This is a genomic window from Mobiluncus holmesii ATCC 35242, assembly GCF_000185445.1.
GTDB lineage: Bacteria > Actinomycetota > Actinomycetes > Actinomycetales > Actinomycetaceae > Mobiluncus > Mobiluncus curtisii.
Window position 1 is genome coordinate 1,029,999 of record NZ_GL622346.1, and the last position, 19,775, is coordinate 1,049,773.

Annotated in this window: 15 protein-coding genes; 4 read left to right on the top strand and 11 right to left on the bottom strand. The window is 54.1% G+C overall.

Going from position 1 to position 19,775, the window contains the following annotated elements:
• Position 1: 1 nt before the first annotated feature.
• On the bottom strand, positions 2 to 1,669 hold the full coding sequence (locus HMPREF0576_RS04435) for a methyl-accepting chemotaxis protein (protein WP_004007004.1): 1,668 nt from the start codon (positions 1,667 to 1,669) through the stop codon (positions 2 to 4).
• Between the two features lie 205 nt (positions 1,670 to 1,874).
• Complete coding sequence (gene cimA / locus HMPREF0576_RS04440; protein ID WP_004010862.1) at positions 1,875 to 3,503, bottom strand: citramalate synthase; 1,629 nt, start codon at positions 3,501 to 3,503, stop codon at positions 1,875 to 1,877.
• A 111-nt stretch (positions 3,504 to 3,614) separates the two neighbouring features.
• Between cimA and HMPREF0576_RS04445 the strand changes: the two genes are divergently transcribed.
• Entirely contained in the window at positions 3,615 to 5,624 is a 2,010-nt protein-coding gene (locus HMPREF0576_RS04445; RefSeq protein ID WP_004010863.1) for an acyltransferase family protein, read from the top strand.
• 137 nt (positions 5,625 to 5,761) lie between these two features.
• Positions 5,762 to 6,118, top strand: a complete 357-nt coding sequence (locus tag HMPREF0576_RS04450) for a DUF4870 domain-containing protein (protein WP_245527332.1) — start codon at positions 5,762 to 5,764, stop codon at positions 6,116 to 6,118.
• Between the two features lie 96 nt (positions 6,119 to 6,214).
• On the opposite strand, the gene HMPREF0576_RS04455 is transcribed toward HMPREF0576_RS04450, so the two are convergent.
• From HMPREF0576_RS04455 to HMPREF0576_RS04485, 7 genes are all read right to left on the bottom strand, one after another.
• A complete protein-coding gene (locus HMPREF0576_RS04455) occupies positions 6,215 to 7,024 on the bottom strand; it encodes a hypothetical protein (protein WP_004010865.1) in 810 nt (269 codons plus the stop codon).
• 14 nt (positions 7,025 to 7,038) lie between these two features.
• Positions 7,039 to 8,166, bottom strand: a complete 1,128-nt coding sequence (locus HMPREF0576_RS04460) for a branched-chain amino acid aminotransferase (protein ID WP_004010866.1) — start codon at positions 8,164 to 8,166, stop codon at positions 7,039 to 7,041.
• Between the two features lie 98 nt (positions 8,167 to 8,264).
• On the bottom strand, positions 8,265 to 9,317 hold the full coding sequence (locus HMPREF0576_RS04465) for a 3-isopropylmalate dehydrogenase (protein WP_004010867.1): 1,053 nt from the start codon (positions 9,315 to 9,317) through the stop codon (positions 8,265 to 8,267).
• Entirely contained in the window at positions 9,314 to 10,279 is a 966-nt protein-coding gene (locus tag HMPREF0576_RS04470; RefSeq protein ID WP_004010868.1) for a DMT family transporter, read from the bottom strand. The genes HMPREF0576_RS04465 and HMPREF0576_RS04470 overlap by 4 nt, the downstream gene beginning before the upstream one ends.
• Before the next feature lie 27 nt (positions 10,280 to 10,306).
• Positions 10,307 to 11,335 carry a ketol-acid reductoisomerase gene (gene ilvC, locus HMPREF0576_RS04475; RefSeq protein ID WP_004010869.1) on the bottom strand — a complete coding sequence of 343 codons (1,029 nt, stop codon included), beginning with the start codon at positions 11,333 to 11,335 and terminating at the stop codon, positions 10,307 to 10,309.
• 94 nt (positions 11,336 to 11,429) lie between these two features.
• Complete coding sequence (gene ilvN / locus HMPREF0576_RS04480; protein ID WP_004007013.1) at positions 11,430 to 11,933, bottom strand: acetolactate synthase small subunit; 504 nt, start codon at positions 11,931 to 11,933, stop codon at positions 11,430 to 11,432.
• Positions 11,934 to 11,935: 2 nt separating this feature from the next.
• The gene (locus tag HMPREF0576_RS04485; RefSeq protein ID WP_004010870.1) at positions 11,936 to 13,777 is read right to left on the bottom strand and encodes an acetolactate synthase large subunit; all 1,842 of its coding nucleotides are present in this window, start codon (positions 13,775 to 13,777) and stop codon (positions 11,936 to 11,938) included.
• A gap of 278 nt (positions 13,778 to 14,055) precedes the next feature.
• Between HMPREF0576_RS04485 and HMPREF0576_RS04490 the strand changes: the two genes are divergently transcribed.
• Together HMPREF0576_RS04490 and HMPREF0576_RS04495 are read left to right on the top strand one after the other, a co-directional pair.
• On the top strand, positions 14,056 to 15,534 hold the full coding sequence (locus HMPREF0576_RS04490; protein WP_231294144.1) for a threonine/serine exporter family protein: 1,479 nt from the start codon (positions 14,056 to 14,058) through the stop codon (positions 15,532 to 15,534).
• Positions 15,535 to 15,599: 65 nt separating this feature from the next.
• Positions 15,600 to 17,183 (top strand): aspartate:alanine exchanger family transporter, encoded by a 1,584-nt coding sequence (locus HMPREF0576_RS04495; protein WP_036324527.1) that lies wholly within the window; start codon positions 15,600 to 15,602, stop codon positions 17,181 to 17,183.
• An 8-nt stretch (positions 17,184 to 17,191) separates the two neighbouring features.
• Here HMPREF0576_RS04495 and HMPREF0576_RS04500 read toward each other — a convergent pair whose 3' ends face one another.
• Together HMPREF0576_RS04500 and HMPREF0576_RS04505 are read right to left on the bottom strand one after the other, a co-directional pair.
• A complete protein-coding gene (locus HMPREF0576_RS04500; RefSeq protein WP_245527333.1) occupies positions 17,192 to 18,853 on the bottom strand; it encodes a methyl-accepting chemotaxis protein in 1,662 nt (553 codons plus the stop codon).
• Between the two features lie 17 nt (positions 18,854 to 18,870).
• A complete protein-coding gene (locus HMPREF0576_RS04505) occupies positions 18,871 to 19,767 on the bottom strand; it encodes an ABC transporter substrate-binding protein (protein WP_004010874.1) in 897 nt (298 codons plus the stop codon).
• Between the last annotated feature and the right edge of the window lie 8 nt (positions 19,768 to 19,775).

Consider the following 19,775-nt stretch of genomic DNA (forward strand, 5'->3'; position numbering starts at 1 on the left):
CTCACTGTCCTTCCCGGTAGGTAAATTCGCTAAGTTGCTGGTTCAGATCTTGTGTCTGGTCCACCACGCCTTCTGCCCTGCTGACGGAATCACGGAGGTTATCGGCGCTGGTGTTGGTAGTTTGGGCTATCTCGTTAATATTTGCTGCAATCTCGGTAGAACCGGAAGACGCTTCCGAAATAGACTTGGTCATTTCATTAGTGGTAGCGGTTTGCTCTTCCACTGCCGCCGCAATAGTCGCCTGGAAGTCGTTGATCTGAGCGATGACGTCACTAATCTGGCTGATAGCTTCCACCGCCTGACTGGTGTCAACTTGAATCTGTTCAATTCGCGCGGCCACATCAGCGGTAGCTGTAGTAGTTTCTGCCGCCAAGTCCTTCACTTCGCTAGCCACGACCGCGAATCCGCGACCGGCATCTCCGGCACGAGCGGCTTCAATAGTAGCGTTGAGAGCCAGCAGGTTGGTCTGTTCCGCCACCGCTGTAATCGTTTCGATAACCTCACCGATTTCTTGGCTAGATTCGCCCAGCTTAGTTACGGTTTCGTTTGTCTGAGACGCTACTTCGGTGGCTTCTTGTGCAACCCGGGCTGCCTCATTGGCGTTTGACGAAATTTCTCGAATCGAAGCTCCCATTTCTTCCGCAGCTGCCGCTACCGTGGCAATACTGGTAGAAACTTGCTCGGCGGCAGCCGCGACGGAGGTAATCACATTACTGGCTTGTTCAATAGTGCCGATGAGGTCATGACCGTCACCCACCATCTTTTGGGTAGTGGTGTGTACTTCTTCAGCTGTTGTCACGGTTTTACCGAAAATGTTACGCAACTTTTCGGCTGCAATCTCGAGCTTGTCCGCCAGACGCCCAATTTCATCATTTGTATATTTAACCGGGTGAATAACCAAGTCTTTGCGGGACAGTTGATTCAAAGCTGCGGAGCTTTCTTGAGCAGATTTCACAAAACCACGCGACATCTTTAGGTTCATCAGCAGCATAACGAACAAAATCACCACGCCGGCAACGATAATCGCTGCCACCATCAGAGGCTGAACAATTTTTATTTTGTCGCTGATGGCTTGGTTTTGAACGCCAAGATCCGCGCTCAACGTTCCGATGTTATCGCTAATCGATGTCGAAACATTATGAATATTTTCCGCATTAGCGCCCACGGCACCGCGCAGGCTATCCAGAGAAGTCGCGGACCCGCTGACCTGTGTCAACATGGAATTCAGCGATGCCGCATCTGATTTTATGTTATCGAAAGTGGCTTGATTCTGAGCTTTAAGCTGGTCCGTGGGGAAACTCTCCACATGCTGATTGAAAGCATCCAAATCCTGGAGATACTTCTCAAAAGTCTGCAACGCGTTCGGATCGTTGCGCAGAGCGGTATAGGTACCTTGCGACCAGAGGAATTCTGCGGAGTGCCATTCCTCTGCTAACTTGGTGATTTCCTGTGCCGTCTGCGAGTTAGAGGCTTTTTGGGAAACGTCTGCATTCGCAATGCCGAACCCAATCCATTCCACTATCAACAGCAAAACTGCTGCTACAGCGGCAAACGTATTTACAAGGACCATCTTTTTCCCGAGAGAGATTTTTTTGCCGCCAGTCTTCAGGCTCTCGCCGACCTGTACGGTAGCGCCAGTCTGTGCTGGTGCCGCCTTTTTCTTCGACATCTAAGAACGCCGCCTTCCATAAACGTATCCGTATCCGATAAACCGAATCATCCTACATAGAGCATAATCGCTGTTCATCGCTAACATTTTAGGCTTTTTCCCATTTTTTGTGTGCCATTGCAACGAATTTACCCAAAATAGGTTTCCCCAACCGGAAAACCCGGTCGGGGAAACTTGTGAAATATTGGGCAAAAAACCTCTCGAACTACACCTTCGGGCGCACCCCGAGATGCATCAAGCCCCAGGTCAGAGACTCGACGAGGGCTTCCCAGGATGCTTCAATCACGTCCTCACCCACCCCGACAGTGGTCCATTGGATGTCTCCGTTCGTGGTGGTAATCAGCACCCGCACGGTCGCGTCCGTTCCGGAAGTCGTGTCTAAAATCCGCACTTTGTAATCTACGAGTTCAAAATTCGTGATGTCCGGGTAGGTCTGGGACAATGCCTGACGCAGCGCGTGATCCAGCGCGTTGACCGGACCGTTGCCTTCCCCGGTGACAATTTTGCGACCGTCACGAGTCCGCAGCTTGACGGTGGCTTCGGCTTCCGCTTCCCCGTTTTCGCTGAGAGACGCTCGACCAGCCTGGACCAAAGTCCGCCACGTCTCGACCTCGAAATAGGTCGGTAAGTCCCCGCCTTGTGCCCGCACCAGTAACTCAAAGGAGGCGTCAGCCGCATCAAAGACGTAACCGTGGGACTCCTTTTCCTTCACTGCTTCTACAACACGACCGGTCAAGTAGGGTGTCCCGGATAGGTCAATGCCCAGCTCTTTGGCTTTCAGCTGCACTGATGCCCGTCCTGCCATCTCAGAAACCAACATCCGCATATCGTTGCCGACCGTCGTGGGATCAATGTGTTGATACAAGTCTGGATTCACGCGGATAGCCGAAGCGTGCAGACCTGCCTTGTGCGCAAACGAAGAATCCCCCACGTAAGGCAGTCGCTTAGACGGCTGTAGATTCGTGATTTCTGCTACGCGATGCGAAGTGCGTGTCAGCTCCGCGAGACCTTTTTCGTTCAGCAGGGCGGGGCGACCCAGTTTGATTTCAATGTTGCCGGCAAGGGTGAGGATGTCAGCGTTACCGGTGCGTTCCCCGTAGCCGTTCACACAGCCCTGGACCTGCGCCGCCCCGGCTTCAATGGCAGCCATAGCGTTCGCCACGGCACACCCCGTGTCATTGTGGGTATGAATCCCGATTTTTACCTGAGTCAAGCCGTTTTTATCCAGGTAGTCGCGGGCTTCCGTGACTTTCGCGCCGATGCTAGAGGGCAGATTGCCACCGTTGGTGTCGCACAGCACGACCGTTTCCGCACCCGCTTCACCGGCGGCTTTCAGCACTTTCAGCCCGTAGTCGGCATCGTGGGTCAAGCCGTCAAAGTAATGTTCGGCATCCAGGAACACACGCCGACCTTCCTTAACCAGGAATTGCACCGTATCGCGCACCATCGCTAAGTTCTCTTGACCGGTAGTTTTTAGAGCATCCGTAACATGGCGCAAATCGGATTTTGCCACCAGGGTAATCACCGGCGCCCCGGACTCTAGCAGTGCTAGCACCTGGGGATCCTCGCTGGCTTTAGTTCCCACCTTACGGGTGGCGCCGAAAACCGCCAGAGTCGCGTGGCGCAGCTGCAGTTTCGACAACGCCAGCGCAAAAAACTCGGTGTCTTTCGGGATCGCACCGGGCCAACCGCCCTCAATAAAGCTAACTCCTAAATCATCAAGGGCTTGGGCAATATTGAGCTTGTCCGCTACAGACAGCGAAATGCCCTCCATCTGGGCACCGTCACGCAAAGTTGTATCGTATATCTCTATCGGCTGAGTCGTCGTTTTCATGCACCCATGTTACAAAAGTCCCCCGCAAGAAATTAATTGAGCTCCATTTCCACTGCATTAATTTCATTGATTTAAATTACGTGTCCCTGAGAGAGTACTATTGCTACTACCATGCCGAAACCAATAGGTAATGAATCGCGCTATAACCCAGGCATCGATGGCTTGAGAACTCTCGCTGTCCTCGGCGTAATTTGCTATCACCTCGGCTTCAAATGGATGCCCGGAGGCTTGGCTGGTGTGGGCGTATTCTTTACCATCTCGGGTTACCTCATCACCGGTAACCTCATGCGTTCTTGGTATCACCACGGCAACCTGGGGCTAAAAACCTTTTGGCTGCGCCGCCTGCGCCGCTTAATGCCCGCAGTCATCCTCACGGTGCTGGTCATCTGGGCACTCACGCCGTTTTTTAAAGCTGAAAACTGGTCGGACTATCGTCTCGGCGGGCTTACCACCATTTTCTACGTCAATAACTGGGCCACTATTTTCTGGGGCGATTCTTATTTTGACCAGTTCGCCCAGAGCCCCTTTGAGCATATGTGGTCGCTGTCGGTCGAGGAACAGTTCTATCTGTTCTGGCCGCTGGTGCTGCTCTTGTTCTTGGTCATCAGCCGCGGTCGCCGTATCCCCCTCCTGGTCCTGACCTCAATACTCACTGTCGGTTCCTTCGCGTGGCTGGCATACGGATACTCTCTCGGCATGGATGCCACCCGCCTTTATGAAGGCACCGATACTCGCGCGGGCGGTCTGCTGGTGGGGGCTATCCTCGCCATTGCGATGATTCAGCCCACTGATCCCAGCGCGACACGCCCCCTCATCGGCAGGGTCATCTCTCGAAGGGATAACTACCCGGCGGAAGCTTTGGGATGGCTCGGTCTGGGCGCGGTGCTGGTCATTTATTTCTTTATTCCAGATTCTTCACCAGCCTTGTTCAACGGCTTACTGGTGGTTCTCTCGCTGGCTACCGCGGCATTGCTCTTTGCTGTCTCGAACCGCTACACGCAGATATATCAGCTCTTTGCGCTCCGCCCCCTCGCCTGGATTGGGGAGAGGTCTTACGCCATGTATCTGTGGCACATGCCACTTATTGCTTTCCTTTACACGCCTCTGCAGGTGATACCGGTCTTTGCCCGAGCCTTGATTATCATCGGAGCTACCATTGGTCTGGCTGCATTGTCTTGGACCCTGGTCGAGGATCCCATTCGTCGCAACGGCTTCTTTGTCCCTCTGTGGCGGTGGCTGGCTCGCAGAGGCTCCCTACCCCGCGCTCTGTGGTCTTTCCCTCTCGCTTTCCTCCTCATCTTTGCCCTGGTCGGCGTGCCAACCAATGCAGCTACGAGCTATCACAATCAGCTCGAGGCAAAACAGGCAGCCCTGGCAAAGGCTCAAGCGGAACGGGAACGTAAAGCGGCTCAGGCACGCGCCCTCGCGGCGACTCACACCCGATGCCACCAAATCATTCACGTGGGAGATTCCACCTCCCTGGCAATGTTCACCGATGCCGGAGTGCTCAATCCGGCTGACAATGCTGAGAAAACCTACGCGGACACCGGCGCCACGAAGGTTACCAACTCTAGCTTCGGGGCGCGTGCCACCAATCAGGGGTTTAAGGATTTTCCGTCCGGTAACGACTCTATCCGCGAAATCCTCGCCGGTGGGATTGATAAAGATTCATGCTTTGTGATTGCTTTGGGAACGAACGATGCCGCGAATATGAACGTCTATGGCGGCACCGACTACGACACTCATATTCGCACCACCATGGACATCATCGGACCGAACTACCCCGTGCTCTGGATTACGACTGTAGTAAACCCGAATGGGTCGCCCCGGTGGTACACCAAGGATGTTATGGACGCTTGGAATGCAGAGCTTTACCACCAGCAGCAACGCTACCCCAATATGTGGGTCTATCCGTGGGATCGGGATGTCCGCCCCGAGTGGTTCCTCACCGGTGACGGGGTACACTACAACACCATTGGAAACTCCGAACGTTCCCGGCGCTTTGCGCAAGCTGTGATCAACGCTTGGCCGCTGACCTTGGAAGGGGACAAAGCGCCGCTGCTACCCAAGAAACGGCTCACCCCGAAACAGCGTGTCGTGACGGGAACACCTCCCCAATAGACTGCCACCAGCAGGTTTTTCCTGGCGCCTAGCCCCAACCTCCGAATTATTTTTAAGGTGTCGGTGGGGAGATGATTCCGGATCAGAGAATCGGGTTTCCGGTTGCAGATAATCTCAGTGTCATGAAAAATAAATATGTGAAAGAAAATGAACGTATGTGGGCGATGTTCGCTCATCTCTCGGTAGTTATCGCTATGGCGGTTTCAGCAGGCTGGCTGTCCTTCCTCGGACCGCTCATCGTCTGGTTGGTGAAAAAGGACAGTTCCCCAGCCGTGCGCGTTGCCGCTGCCGGAGCGTTTAATTTCAACGTCACCATGTGGCTGGCCAGCATCGCCGGGTGGATTGCTTTCTTTACCATCATATTAATTCCGCTGTCTCTGATTCTGTGGCTGACGGTGTTCGTGCTGACCTTGTGGCACAGCATCCGTGGCGCTATAGCCGCCTCTAACCAGCAGGTCTACCTCTACCCCTGGCAGCTGCCCATTCTTAATTGATTGCTAACTTTGTGGTTTCCAGATAGACGTCGTTCTATCTGGAAACACTTCGTTACCATAAGCTCAGACACGAAAACATTAGTTGTAGCCTAGGGGCTAGCATTTTTCAATGGTCATGGTTAGAGGATACGAGATGTGAGCTAAGTGCAGGGCTTGGAAAATAATCCGCGTTAGCCTGCCGATTACTATGGGATTCCAAACGTCCACTTTGACCTGTCGTGAATCAGATTGTCTCGAATTCGGGCTGGTCTGACGTGGTGTGCTCGACGCCGCCTGATTGTATGAGGCGGTTTCGGAACCATAAAATATGTGCTTTTCCTGATGTTGGACAAGTTCGGAAAATATATCCCAAAATGGTATAACATTTTGGTCGGCATATTCGATGGTTACCGTCGCTTGTTGTGGCTTGCGGAAGTTCTCTGCAATGATTTCGAGATACGATTCTCCCCTGACATCTGGAAAAATCACCCGCGGAATAACCTCACCGACGAACCGCTGCAGCCGGGACATTGCTGAACTCGTCTCAACGGATGGTTGCCCATAGGACACGATTTGCTTGCCGAGGGAAAACTCAAACGAACCAACCCTTATGAATACTCCATCGACGGTGGCAGGCTTCACCAGCCGCACACAATGCGACATCGCCGCGAACAGCAGCGCGAACGGAGGCTTTTGCGATTCTGGGAAAGATACATAAACCCATGAAAGCAAGTTAGGAATGTCTCGTGGCCAAGGTTCCTCCGGATAGTAGTACCAAGCGGCACACCGGTTCTCCTCGAAGTCCAAGCATTCTTCACTCCAGCCAGTAAATAGCTCGACAAATTCCTGTCTCTCGGAATCGGACAGGATATTCCCCTGGCTGGCGCCAGAATGCGAAATAAATGCGACCTCTAAGGTACTGTCCATATCAACCTTTTAGGCTACGACACCCGGTAACACCAGCCGTGGGAGTCCTCGCGGCGTCCCCACTGAATGCCGGTGATGACATCGTGCAGGTGCTTGGTCATCGGACCGGTAGGAACCTCCAACTCAAAGTCTTTCCCGCCGAGTTTGCCAATCGGGGTCACGACCGCGGCCGTCCCGCAAGCCAGGAACTCGGCGACCTTACCGGCGCGAATATCATCCAACAGCTGGTGCAGGGCGATACGTTCCTCACTGACAGTAATGCCCTCGTCAGCCAGAACCTGAATAATCGCACCGCGGGTGCCGCCCTCCAAAATACACCCGTTGAGCTGCGGAGTTGCCACCTTGCTGTCACGGTACACCACAAAGACGTTCATGCCCCCCAGCTCGTCGATATAGGTGTTCGTTTCTCCGTCCAGGAAACACACCTGCGCGTAGCCCTTTTCTGCGGCAATCTCTTGAGGTTGCAGAGATGCCGCATAGTTACCGGAAGTCTTAGCTTCACCGGTACCGCCCGGTCCGGCACGATGGTAATCTTCCGATACATAAATCGACACCGGTGAAAAACCATTTTTAAAATAAGAGCCCGAAGGCGAACCGATATTGAGATAAGTCACCTCATGCGCCGGATGTACCCCCAGGAAAGACTCCGAGGCGTACATAAAGGGACGCAGGTACAGGGTGGCGCCGTCTTTGACGGGAACCCAGCGGGCGTCGGCGCGCACCAAATCCACACAAGACCCCACGAAGTCCTCAACCGGGATTTCCGGCAGCGCCATGCGGCGTGCGGATTGATTGAACCGGTTTGCGTTGAAAGCGGGACGGAACAGCCAAATCGTGCCATCAGCGCGGCGGTACGCCTTTAATCCCTCAAAAACCTCCTGACCGTAATGCAACACTGAGGTTCCCGGATACACGGGCAGTGGTCCATAAGGACGCAAGTCTTTTTCTTGCCAGCCGCCGTCCTTGGTCCACCGCGCGTGCGCCATATAATCACTAAAGGATTGACCGAAGGCAAGTTTTTCCATTACCTCTTGGTAGGTGGATTCAGTGGCCTTGTGGTCGTGTGGCTGGGCAGGGAAACGTCCCGCTAGTTCGTCAGCGTCAGGCAACGGTTTTTTAGCAAGTTCTTCGAGGTTACTCATGTCGTTCTTCTTTCTTTAGGTTATTGACAGGCAAAAGTCGGTTAGGGGACGTAATGTCCAGGATTTTCAGCGTTTACGGGGATTGGCAGTCACTAGACCTATAGATAGGCAGCTATGGCGTCGCCAATTTCGCTGGTAGTACGCGCTAGCGGAGTTCCTGTCGCAGAGGCTTCAGCACGATGAGCCATGTCCGCGTCAATAGCGCGTTGGATATGCGCTGCCAACTGGGGATAGTCCAGATGGTTCAGCATCAATACCAGGCTCGCAATAGTGGCGGTCGGGTCGGCTTTGCCTTGACCCGCGATGTCTGGGGCGGAACCGTGGACGGGTTCAAACATGGACGGGAAAGTTTTTTCCGGGTTGATGTTTCCCGATGCCGCCAAGCCAATACCGCCGGTGACTGCTCCCGCTTCGTCGGTCAAGATGTCACCGAACAGGTTGTCGGTCACAATCACGTCAAACCGGGATGGGTTCGTAACCAGGAAAATCGTGGCAGCATCGACGTGCAAATAATCGACTTTGACTTCTGGAAATTCCTTCCCGACTTCCTCCACGCAGCGGCGCCACAGGTGTCCGGCGTTAACCAGCACATTGTGCTTGTGGACGTAAGTCAGATGCTGGCGCCGGGACTGAGCCTGGGCAAAAGCGTAGCGCACGACACGTTCCACGCCGTGACGAGTGTTCACGGACACTTCGGTAGCAATCTCTTGTGGCGTGCCCTGACGCAACACCCCACCGTTGCCGCAGTACAGGCCTTCCGTGCCTTCGCGCACCACCACAAAATCAATGTTGCCTGGATTCGCCAACGGAGTCGGCACCCCCGGATAGTATTTGGAAGGGCGCAAATTCACATAGTGGTCAAAGTCGAAACGCAGCTTCAACAGCAGCCCGCGCTCTAACACCCCAGACTGTACGGAGGGATCACCGACTGCACCCAGCAAAATTGCGTCGTGCCCGCGCAAGGATTGTTCCGTGGCTTCATCCAAAACCACCCCATCGCGATGGTACCGTGCTGCCCCTAAATCGTAGAGGGTAGTTTTCAAGTCAACGCCTGCCCCGTCCAGGACCTTTTTGAGAACCTTCACGGCCTCGGGAACGACCTCGTGACCGATGCCATCCCCCGGAATCAGAGCCAAATCAATGCTCGTCATGATGTCATGCCAACTTTCTTTTTACTTCTAACTTTGTCAGTTTTTCCGGTCAGATTCGCAGTTTTTCGGGCAGCTTCGTGGTTTTTGACCGGAACTGGCTCAGCTTCGTCGGGATGAACCCCGCTCAGCTGAGCCGCCACTATAGCCACCATGATGAGGCTGCCACCCACCAGGAGCCGCCAGGTCAAGGCTTCGCCGCTAAACACCACCGAAAAGAGAGTGGCAAAAAGCGGTTCACACGCCATAATCAAAGCTGCCTCGGTAGAGGACATCCGCGCTTGTGCCCACGTTTGGACGAACAGAGTGCCCAGGGCACAAACCAGAGCCATATAAACCAAGTCAGCCCAGACGATAGCGTTGGGTGGCAAGGTAAGTTCCCCATCCGATAGCGCCGGAACCACGTTCACCACCGCGGGTCCTACCATCTGCATCGCCGCCAGTGCTCCTGCCGAGCGTCCCGGCGAAATCACACCGAGGGAGGCCACGTGAGCCGCAAAGAACACTGCTCCCAACAGGGTTATAAGCTCCCCCAGACCGAAGGACCATCCCCGCAAGGAAAGCGCCGCCAAACCGAGCGTAGCCAGCAACATCCAGAGCCAGGTAATCGGTTTGAAGTGTTCCCGGAACAGAATCATTGCCACAAAAGGTACCAGGACCACAGACATGGCAGTGATGAACCCTGAAGTCGCGGCGGTAGTCATGTTTAATCCCCACGTTTGTGACAGTTGCCCCAAACCGTGAAGAACCCCTGCCCCAAAGCCCAGCGCCAGAGTCTTCCAACCTGCCGTACGCAGTTCTCGAAACCACAGCAGACACGCCACTACAGACGCAAGCGCAAAGCGCACAGTCAGGAAGTCGGCTGCCGGAACCTCAGTCAACACATGATCCTTTACCATGAAAAAAGTTGACCCCCACGCAGCGCAAGCTAAAGCCAACGCAAAAATGGGGATTAATTTTTTCATCACGAGGTCCTTATCTGTGCTGGGCGATTAGCGGGCGGCGTGACCCTCCACATAATCGGTGTCTTTATTGGTATTCCAGGTAAACATCTGACGCAGCTGAGCACCAACTTTTTCAATCTGGTGACCTTCACCAGCGGCGCGCAGACGCTTAAAATCAGGAGCTCCGGCAGCTTGATCATCCATGAACCGCTTGGCGAAGCTGCCGTTTTGAATGTCTGCCAAGACGTCCTTCATGTGGGATTTAACATCAGGAGTAATGACGCGCGGACCGGAGACGTAATCGCCATACTCAGCCGTATCAGAGATAGACCAGCGCATCTTGGACAGACCGCCTTCGTTGATGAGGTCCACAATCAACTTCATCTCATGGCATACCTCGAAATAGGCGATTTCAGGCTGGTAACCGGACTCAACCAGAGTTTCAAAACCGTACTGGATGAGCTGGGAAATTCCGCCGCACAACACGTTTTGTTCGCCGAACAGGTCAGTTTCGGTTTCTTCGGTAAAGGTCGTCTTGATGACACCCGCACGGGTCCCTCCGATGCCTTTCGCGTAGGACTTCGTCAGCTCCCAAGCGTGACCGGAGGCGTCACGCTCCACGGCGATAACGTCGGGGACGCCCTGACCGGCAACGAAAGTACGGCGCACCACGTGACCCGGACCCTTGGGAGCCACCATGCATACGTCGTGACCGGGACCGGGCTGGATGTATCCGAAACGGATGTTGAACCCGTGAGCAAAGAACAGGGCAGCGTTTGGCTTCAAGTTCGGCTCAATTTCAGCTCGGTAGACAGCGCTTTGCACCTGATCCGGCAGCAAAATCATGACCACATCGGCGTCTTTCACCGCCTCTGCCACGGGCTTTACCGACAAGCCCTGTTCCTCAGCTTTCGCCCAGGACGAGGAACCTTCACGCAAGCCCACGACCACATCGACCCCGGAGTCACGCAGGTTCAGCGCGTGGGCATGCCCCTGCGAGCCGTAACCAATTACGGCTACCTTTTGAGACTGGATGAGCGACAGGTCAGCGTCGTCTTCGTAATAAATTTCTGCCATGATTATTCTCCTTAATAATTGTAGAGGTGTTTCATTGAAAAAGATATAGGGCTCAATCTGTGCAAATAATAAGCAAAATCCTGTTAATCTGCGCCTAAATTTGATCGGTGATAGATTTCGAGCCGCGCCCTATCGCGACATTGCCCGATTGGACGATTTCCCGAACTCCGTAAGGCTCCAATTCACGCAGCAGCGCCGCATGTTTCGCTGGGGAGCCAATAGATTCGATGACCAAGGTGCTTCGCGCCACGTCCACGACATGTGCCCGGAACAGTTCTACAATCTGGAGCACCGCGGTTCGATTCGTATCGTCAGCTGATACTTTAATCAGCACCAGTTCCCGCTCGACTGCCCGTTCGGGATCCAACTCCACGATTTTCAGCACGTTGACCAGCTTGTTCAGCTGTTTGGTGACCTGTTCCAGGGACACTTCGGACACATCAATCACGATGGTGATGCGCGAAATCTCCGGTTTCTCAGTTTCCCCCACCGCGAGGGATTGAATATTAAAGGCACGGCGGGCAAACAGTGCCGCCACGCGCGCCAAAACACCAGGCTTGTTTTCGACAAGCACCGACAGGGTATGCGTCATGTTCATGTTTAGTCCTCCCAGGTCACAGTCTTGTCAGGGGCATAAATGACTTTATCGTTGGTCTGCCCGGCGGGAACCATCGGGAATACCATAGCGTCGGGGCTGACCAGCACCTCAACCACGACCGGACGGTCGTTAATCTGGTGAGCCGTTTCCAGAGCTTTTCGCAAATCCTTCGGATTGGTTACTCGGATTCCCTCGGCTCCGTAGGCTTTCGCCAACAGCATGAAGTCGGGGATTCCCACCCGGTCAGCCTCGGCGAAGTTCCGGACCCCATCATGCAGATCAGTCTGAGAATAGCGCTGGTTATAGAACAAGGTCTGCCATTGACGCACCATCCCCAGCGAGGAATTATTAATCAGCATCACCTTTATCGGGATATTCAACTGTGTGCAGGTAGCCAGTTCCTGATTCGTCATCTGGAACGAGCCGTCCCCGTCGATGAGCCAGACTTCCCGATCCGGATTAGCGACTTTCGCGCCCATCGCGGCAGGAACCCCAAATCCCATCGTCCCCAGACCGCAGGATGAAATGTAGGTGCGCGGGTAACGGTAGGTCATGAACTGGGACGCCCACATCTGATGCTGTCCAACGCCGGTGACCACGATTGCGTCCTCGTCACTGACTTCGTCAAGCACCTTAATCGCCTTTTGGGGACTGACCAGTCCGTCCAAGGTATCGTCAAAGTAGACGGGATACTTGTCTTTGAGTTTAGTCAAGGACTTCATCCACGGAGTCAGGTCCGGTCTGCCGTACTGTTTGTAGGCTTGGGGCAAGGCTCGCAGCAGGGCTGCCATGACGTCTTTGAGGTTTCCCACGATGGGAACATCAGCGTGACGAATCTTTGAGATTTCCGCCGCATCAATATCAACGTGAATGACTTTGGCGTGCGGCGCAAAGCATTTCACATCCCCGGTAACCCGGTCATCAAACCGGGTACCCAGCGCAATCAACAGGTCAGCCTGTTGCATAGAGAGCACCGCGGACACGTGTCCGTGCATCCCCGGCATCCCCATATGCTGTGGGGAGTCATCCGGAAAAGCACCCCGCGCGGTCAGGGTGGTGACCACGGGCGCCCCCGTCGCATCCGCAAGTTCCCGCAGTTCCGGAGCGGCATTGGCGCCAATCACACCACCGCCGACATAAAGTACCGGACGATGCGCCACCGCGATTTCGGTCGCGGCTGCCACGATTTGCTGCTTGGAAGGTTTACCGGGCAGTTTATATCCGGGTAGTTCCATCGGCGGGGGCCAGGTGAAAGCCATTTTTTTGTTCTGGGCAGTCTTCGTGACATCCACCAGCACCGGTCCGGGACGACCGGAAGTTGCAATGAAAAAAGCCTCGGCGAGGCGCGAAGGAATGTCCTCGGGACGCGTGACCAGGAAACTGTGTTTGGTCAGGGGCATTGAGGCTCCCACAATGTCGGATTCCTGGAATGCGTCGGTACCGATTGATTCCGCTCCGACCTGACCAGTTATCGCCACCATCGGAACCGAGTCCATCATGGCGTCAGCCAGACCGGTCAGAAGGTTCGTGGCGGCAGGTCCCGAGGTCACCAAGCAGACCCCGGTTTTCCCGGTGGATTTCGCGTAGCCTTCCGCGGCGTGGGCTGCGCCCTGTTCGTGGCGGGCAAGTACGAAGTTTAGTTTCTGGGAGTCATACAGCGGATCAAAAGTGGAGAGAATCGCCCCACCGGGGAGTCCGAAAATATCGGTCACGCCCAGTTCCTCCAGGGTACGAATGATTGCTTTCGCACCGGTCATGACTTCCCCGCGAGCTGCGGGATCAACTTCATTGGGGGTCTCCTCCGGGCCATAGGCGCCCATGGATTTCTTTTCTGGTTCGCTCATGCCCTCAAATGTAACTCTGGGTCAAATGAGAGCGAAACTCGCAAGGGTAAAATCTCACTATGTGGATTTCCGACCGAATAGTGAGACGGATGAAGCCGGGGAAGATCCCGGTCCCCACCCCAAAAATATAGCTTCTATGTAGGTCCTAAAACCGGGGAAAACCAAATTATTTTCTCCAGCTGTGCCCTTAGTCCTGATTAATGGCGTCCACCAGATGGTTAAATCTTTTTGTGTCATTGAATCTAAATTTTCCCCGACGCGTGAAAGAGCAGACCGCAATGTTTCTGTCAAAGCACTTGGAACGACTGCGTGGCGAGCGCGACCACGCTTTTACCCCCAAGCCAAAATCGACCGACACCCCTATTGAAGTCAGTACGCAAAGTGTGGTGGAGTACGAAAAGATTCGTATCCAGCTCACAGAAGTGTCCCGCACAATTATGCGCTTAGGTCACATGCTGCAGTCCTGCGGAGCTTCTGCCTACCGCATTAAGATTTCGATGGCTCGCTTAGCTACCGCGTTGGGCGCCGATGAACACCATGTTCAAGTTACCTTTGGCGAAATCAGCTCCACCGTCTATCTGCGTCCCTTTTCCCGTACCGAAATCTCAGAGCAGAGGGACTTTGGAACCAACGCCGCGAAACTCGATCGGCTGCGGCTATTTATTCAAAACATCAAGCCGGATACCCCCGTCAGCGAAGCAAACCGGCTCATGGATCGCATTGAGTCCTACAAACCTGAATTCAATAAGATTGCTAATACATTGGCAGCAGGATTTGCCTGCGCCTGCTTCTGTTTCCTGAACCGCGGCGGGCTCATCGAGTGTATATTGGCAGGTTTAGCTGCGGGATTCGGGCAAAGCGTGCGCCGGATGATGATGGCAAAGAAAACGAACCATTTTGCAGTCTGGATGACTGCCGGTTTTGCCGCCTCAGTGGTTTATATTTGCTGCGCCGAGCTCCTGGAAACGTGCTTGAGGAGAGTCTATTCATCCGCGGTCCTGGCAACCATACCGCCTTGGGTTACTGCTGATCCTCTCGGATTCCGGGTGGGAGTGGTGTCTGCGGTTCTATTTTTAGTTCCCGGTTTCCCGCTCATTACCTCGATGCTCGATTTGGTGCGCATGGACCTTTCCGCCGGGATACCCCGCCTGGTATACACCTTGATGCTGATTATTTCCGCCGGCGTGAGCGTGTGGATCGTGTCCCTCACCTTCCATTGGGCAGTTGATCCCGCGGTGAACCCGCCTCTGGAGGGAAACTGGCTCTACTTGACTCGCACGGTCTGTTCATTTGTGGCCTCTGCCGGGTTCGCCATGCTGTTTAACTCGAACCGGCGCCTGTGCGTTTATGCCGGTCTGATATGCGCCCTGGTCAATCCGCTGCGTTTTTTCGTCGTGGAATCAGGGCTAAATTGGCAGTTTTCCGTAGGACTGGAGGCGCTGGCAATCGGGCTGCTGGCAGACTTTATCTCTCGCCTGTCAAACTTTAACTACTCACGAGTCTCGTTGTCCGTGCCGGCAGCGGTACTGATGGTTCCGGGGGTTCCCCTCTATTCAGCCTTGGTACACCTCAATGAGGGGAATTTTATGGGGGCTATTGCCTCCCTCACCGAGGTGTCTATAGTCATTTTGGCGATTGGTATCGGACTTTCCACAGCCCGGATGCTAACGGATCGAAACTGGCTGCAAGACAAGGAAATTGTTGATACCCACCCCGTCCTCCACGCCGACGCTGACGATTCTTTCAGTATGCGTTGATAGACTGACTTTGTTGGTTTTCCCGACCACAAAGTTGATTTATCACGATGTCTCTGGAGGGCATTTTGTTCGAATTTTTCGCAGCTCACCCCATTGTCCTTTTAGCTGCTTTATTGGGTATAGGCATGGCGTTTGGACACATCAAGGTCAAAGGTGTTTCCTTGGGCGCAGCAGCGGTACTGTTCCTCGCGATTGCCGTCTCGGCGTGGGCCAGTGCATCGGGCATAAAGCTCATGATTCCAAAAGAAATCGCGGTATTAGGGCTCTCACTGTTTGCGTTTTGTATTGGTTCAAACTCTGGTTCGAACTTTTTTGCAACCCTTCAGACTGCCTGGAAATCCATCCTCCTGCTGGTCGGTGTCTATGTGGGAGTCAGCGCTGTCGCGGTGGGTATCGGCACCCTTCTGGGAATGCCTGTCAGCCAAATTGTGGGTACCCTCTCGGGGGCACTGACTAACACTCCGATGCTCGAAGCAGGAGGGGAAACTTCTGGAGACAATGCCACCGCCACGGTCGGTTATTCTATTGCTTACCTGTACGGCGTCCTGGGAATGATTTTTTTTGCCTCGCTGGCACTGAAAAAAGGCAAAAATGACCGCGATGCGCCCAGCCCCGTCGTGTCCAAAACAATCCGAGTGGAAATCGACACCCAACCTCGCTTGGGAGAAATCTTCGAGCGTTTCGACGAAAAATTGGCTTTTTCACGTCTGCGCCGCGGTGAACAGGGACCCATCACCCGTCCCAACATGTCGGATACGCTCAACCCCGGTGACCTGATTACCATTGTGGGTGAAGCCTCAGCGGTCCACACCATCATTGAAGAATTGGGGCACTCGTCCTCCCATTCACTACAGACCGACCGCACCTACCTGGACTATCGACGCATTACCCTTTCCGATGCCACCAAAGCCGGCAAGACGATTGCAGAGCTAAACATGGGCGACCGCTTTGGTGCCACTGTCTCTCGCGTCCGTCGCGGCGATGTGGATATGGTAGCTTACCCGGATTTGACCTTGCAGTTAGGCGACCGGTTGCGCGTGGTAGCACCAAAATCTAATATCGCTACCATCACCAAATACTTGGGTGATTCCACCCGCGGACTCACTTCCCTTAACCCGGTGGCACTGGGAATTGGGATGACCCTGGGGTTCCTCATCGGCGAAATTCCCATCCCCAATCCCGGAGGCGGATATTTCAGCGTCGGGTATGCCGCTGGAACCATCATCATGGGACTGATTATGGGACGCATCGGACGTATCGGTCCCTTTGTCACCACCCTGCCCTACACGACGGGTCAAGTCTTGGGCGAAATCGGGCTGCTGCTGTTCCTAGCCCAAGCTGGCACAAACGCCGGAGGTTCCATCCAAACCGCGTTCACCGGTGGAGATTGGTGGAAGATTCTGCTTCTGGGCTTCATCATCACCAACATTTTTGGACTTGCCCTGTTTATCTTGATGCGTGTGGTAGCCAAGATGGGGGGCACGAAACTCTCCGGCTTCATGGGCGGCGCCCAAACCCAGCCGGCGGTGCTGGGATTCGCTAATGATCAAACTAACACCGACCCGCGGGTTTCCTTGGGCTATGCCATGGCTTATCCCGTCGCGATGATTACCAAGATTCTGTGCGGCACCTTCGTCGGGATGATTTAACGCGGCTCTTACTGATGGTAGCGGGAGACGAGCTTGCTGAGCTGGCTGGATGAGTCAGCGACCGCCTGACCGGCTTCCAGAGTCGTGCGGGCGCCCGCAGCGGACTTCTCAGCCTTAGCCGAAACCGTCTCAATCGTGCCCACGATGTCCTGAGTCGTCTGTGCGGCGCCACTAACGACACCAAACATCTCATTTGTCGTTGCCGTCTGTTCCTCTACCGCCGAAGCAATCGTCTGTTGGGAATCGTTGATTCGCGCGATGACCTCACTGATTTGCGCGATGGCCTCAGCTGCCTTCGTGGAATCCTCCTGGATAGAATTGACCCGCTCGGAAATATCTGCCGTCGCCACTGCGGTCTGCGCAGCCAAATCTTTTACCTCACCAGCAACAACCGCGAAGCCTTTACCGGCGTCTCCGGCTCGTGCTGCCTCAATCGTCGCGTTGAGCGCCAGCAGGTTCGTCTGTTCTGCAATCGAAGTAATCGAATTGGTAATCTCTCCGATAGACTGCGAAGACTCGCCCAGGGTATCGATAACTTTCGTCGCAGAACCGACCGACTCCACCGCTTCTTCTGAAATCCGCGAAGCCGATGTGGCAGACTCAGAAATCTGGCGGATAGCCGCCTGCATTTCTTCCATCGCCGTGCTCAAAGTATCCATATTGGTCGCCAGCAGCTGCGCCTGTTCAGCCGCGCCCGCTGCCTGAGAACGAGTGTCCTGAGCGGTTTGGTCTAGCTCAGCAGCCGTATCTGCCAGATTACCCGCATGTTCATGCAAGCCTTTGGACGTTCCGCTAACTTCCCCAATCAGCTCGTTGACCTGGTCATTTTGCCCATTGAAAGCCTTGGCCAAATCCCGAATCTCCGGCACTCCGGTATCGTCACGCAACCGGAAACTCAAATCATACTGGTCGTGATTCTGCAAAGCCTCAGTATGCCGTGACAGGGGCAGGCGAACAGTGCGCAACGCGGCGAGCAAGAACAGCAACACCGTCACTGCCAGAACAATGAATATCGCAATCAGAATATAGATGGTGACCTTTTGTAGGGAGGCCGCCCGCCCCATTTGCGTATCCGCGGCATTAGCAGAGCCGTTTTCGATTTGATTCAACCTGTTTAATGGCGACATTACAGACTTGTACGAATTGGAATAGATTTCCCCGAACACCATGTCTGTAGCAGTTTGCAGCTGTGTCTTGGGATCCATAGCCCGTTCCTCTGCAGAGAACTGGAAATTTTCCAAATCCGCAGGCAGCGTACTAAAGTCAGTGCCACGGCTCAGAGCTGCCAAAGCCATCGCGTGTATTTCAGTGTCTTGGGCAGCTTTTGCCGCTTCCAGAGACTGCTGCACCAGTTTGTTTTCATCTGCCGTACCGTCGTTATCGGCGATGAGATGGGCTCCGTACTCAGAATCACGATTCACATAAATCTGGTTGAAGTAATCCATCATGGCTTCTTCCAGACCGGAAACCACAAAGTCCCGCGCATTGTCAGCCAGGTTTGTCCGGGCATTCTTAATGTAGGTAATCCCGTTATTGCGCTGGTTCGATTCTTCTTGCGCCTGATTGACCTGACCGGTCGTGACAATGGTGCCGATTTGGGCGATGAGACCGAAAACTACCAACGCCATCACCACAATCATGGTGAATTTAATCATTGCTGAAAAACGCATTTTATTTCCTCCCTGACCTAGGCAATCGGCGGATTCAAGGTCGCATAGTTGAGTGCAATGAATTCCTCACCCCACGGCGCGAGGACTTCCTTGAGCATTCCCGTGTCCATCATTTTTTGCAGACCGGCCTGCACGGCTTTCGCCAATTTCGGGTTGTCTTTCGCGGTCGCCGGACCCTGCGGCGCCACCTGGAAAGCCTCACCTGCGGTGGCAAACTTTGGATTTCGCGACTCGGCATAAGCCATAATCGGGCTTTCCCCAATAATGGCGTCCAAAGTTCCCGCCGCGACCTGCTCTATCAACTTTTCCTGATCTTCGTCAGTAACAACCTGTATCGCCGGTTTTCCGGCTTTCACGCATGAATCACTGTTCGCCTGTAAAGTTTCAGCCTGTGTGGTGCCTGACTGGGCGGCAACTTTCAATCCGCAGGAATTGGCAGGATCAAAATTTTTAGGATTGCCCGCCTGGGTTCCATAGATGTACCCGGACTGAATGTAAGTAACCATATTGACCTGTGACATCCGCGCCTTCGTGGCGGTCATAGATGTCACACCGACATCATAGGTACCATCGTTAACCTTGGGAATAATCGCATCGAAGTCTTCATCACTAATTTTGAGTTCCGACACCCCCATCAGCTTTGACAAGGCTTTCATAACATCAACCTCGTAGCCGACAGGCTGTTTGTTACTATCCAGGAACTCCGCAGGGGAATAAGGAATATCCATCACTACCCGTAACGTCTCCCGGTTTGCCTGCGGAACCATCGCCACAATCTCAGGGTCAGGTTTAATGGAATCAAAATTATATGATTTAACGCCAGCTGCACTGGTCGAACCCGCACAGGATGCCAGCGTTCCTGCCAACAGAACAGCACCCGCTGCTGCCGAAATTTTTTTCAGCGAGGGCCACATTGCCTCTG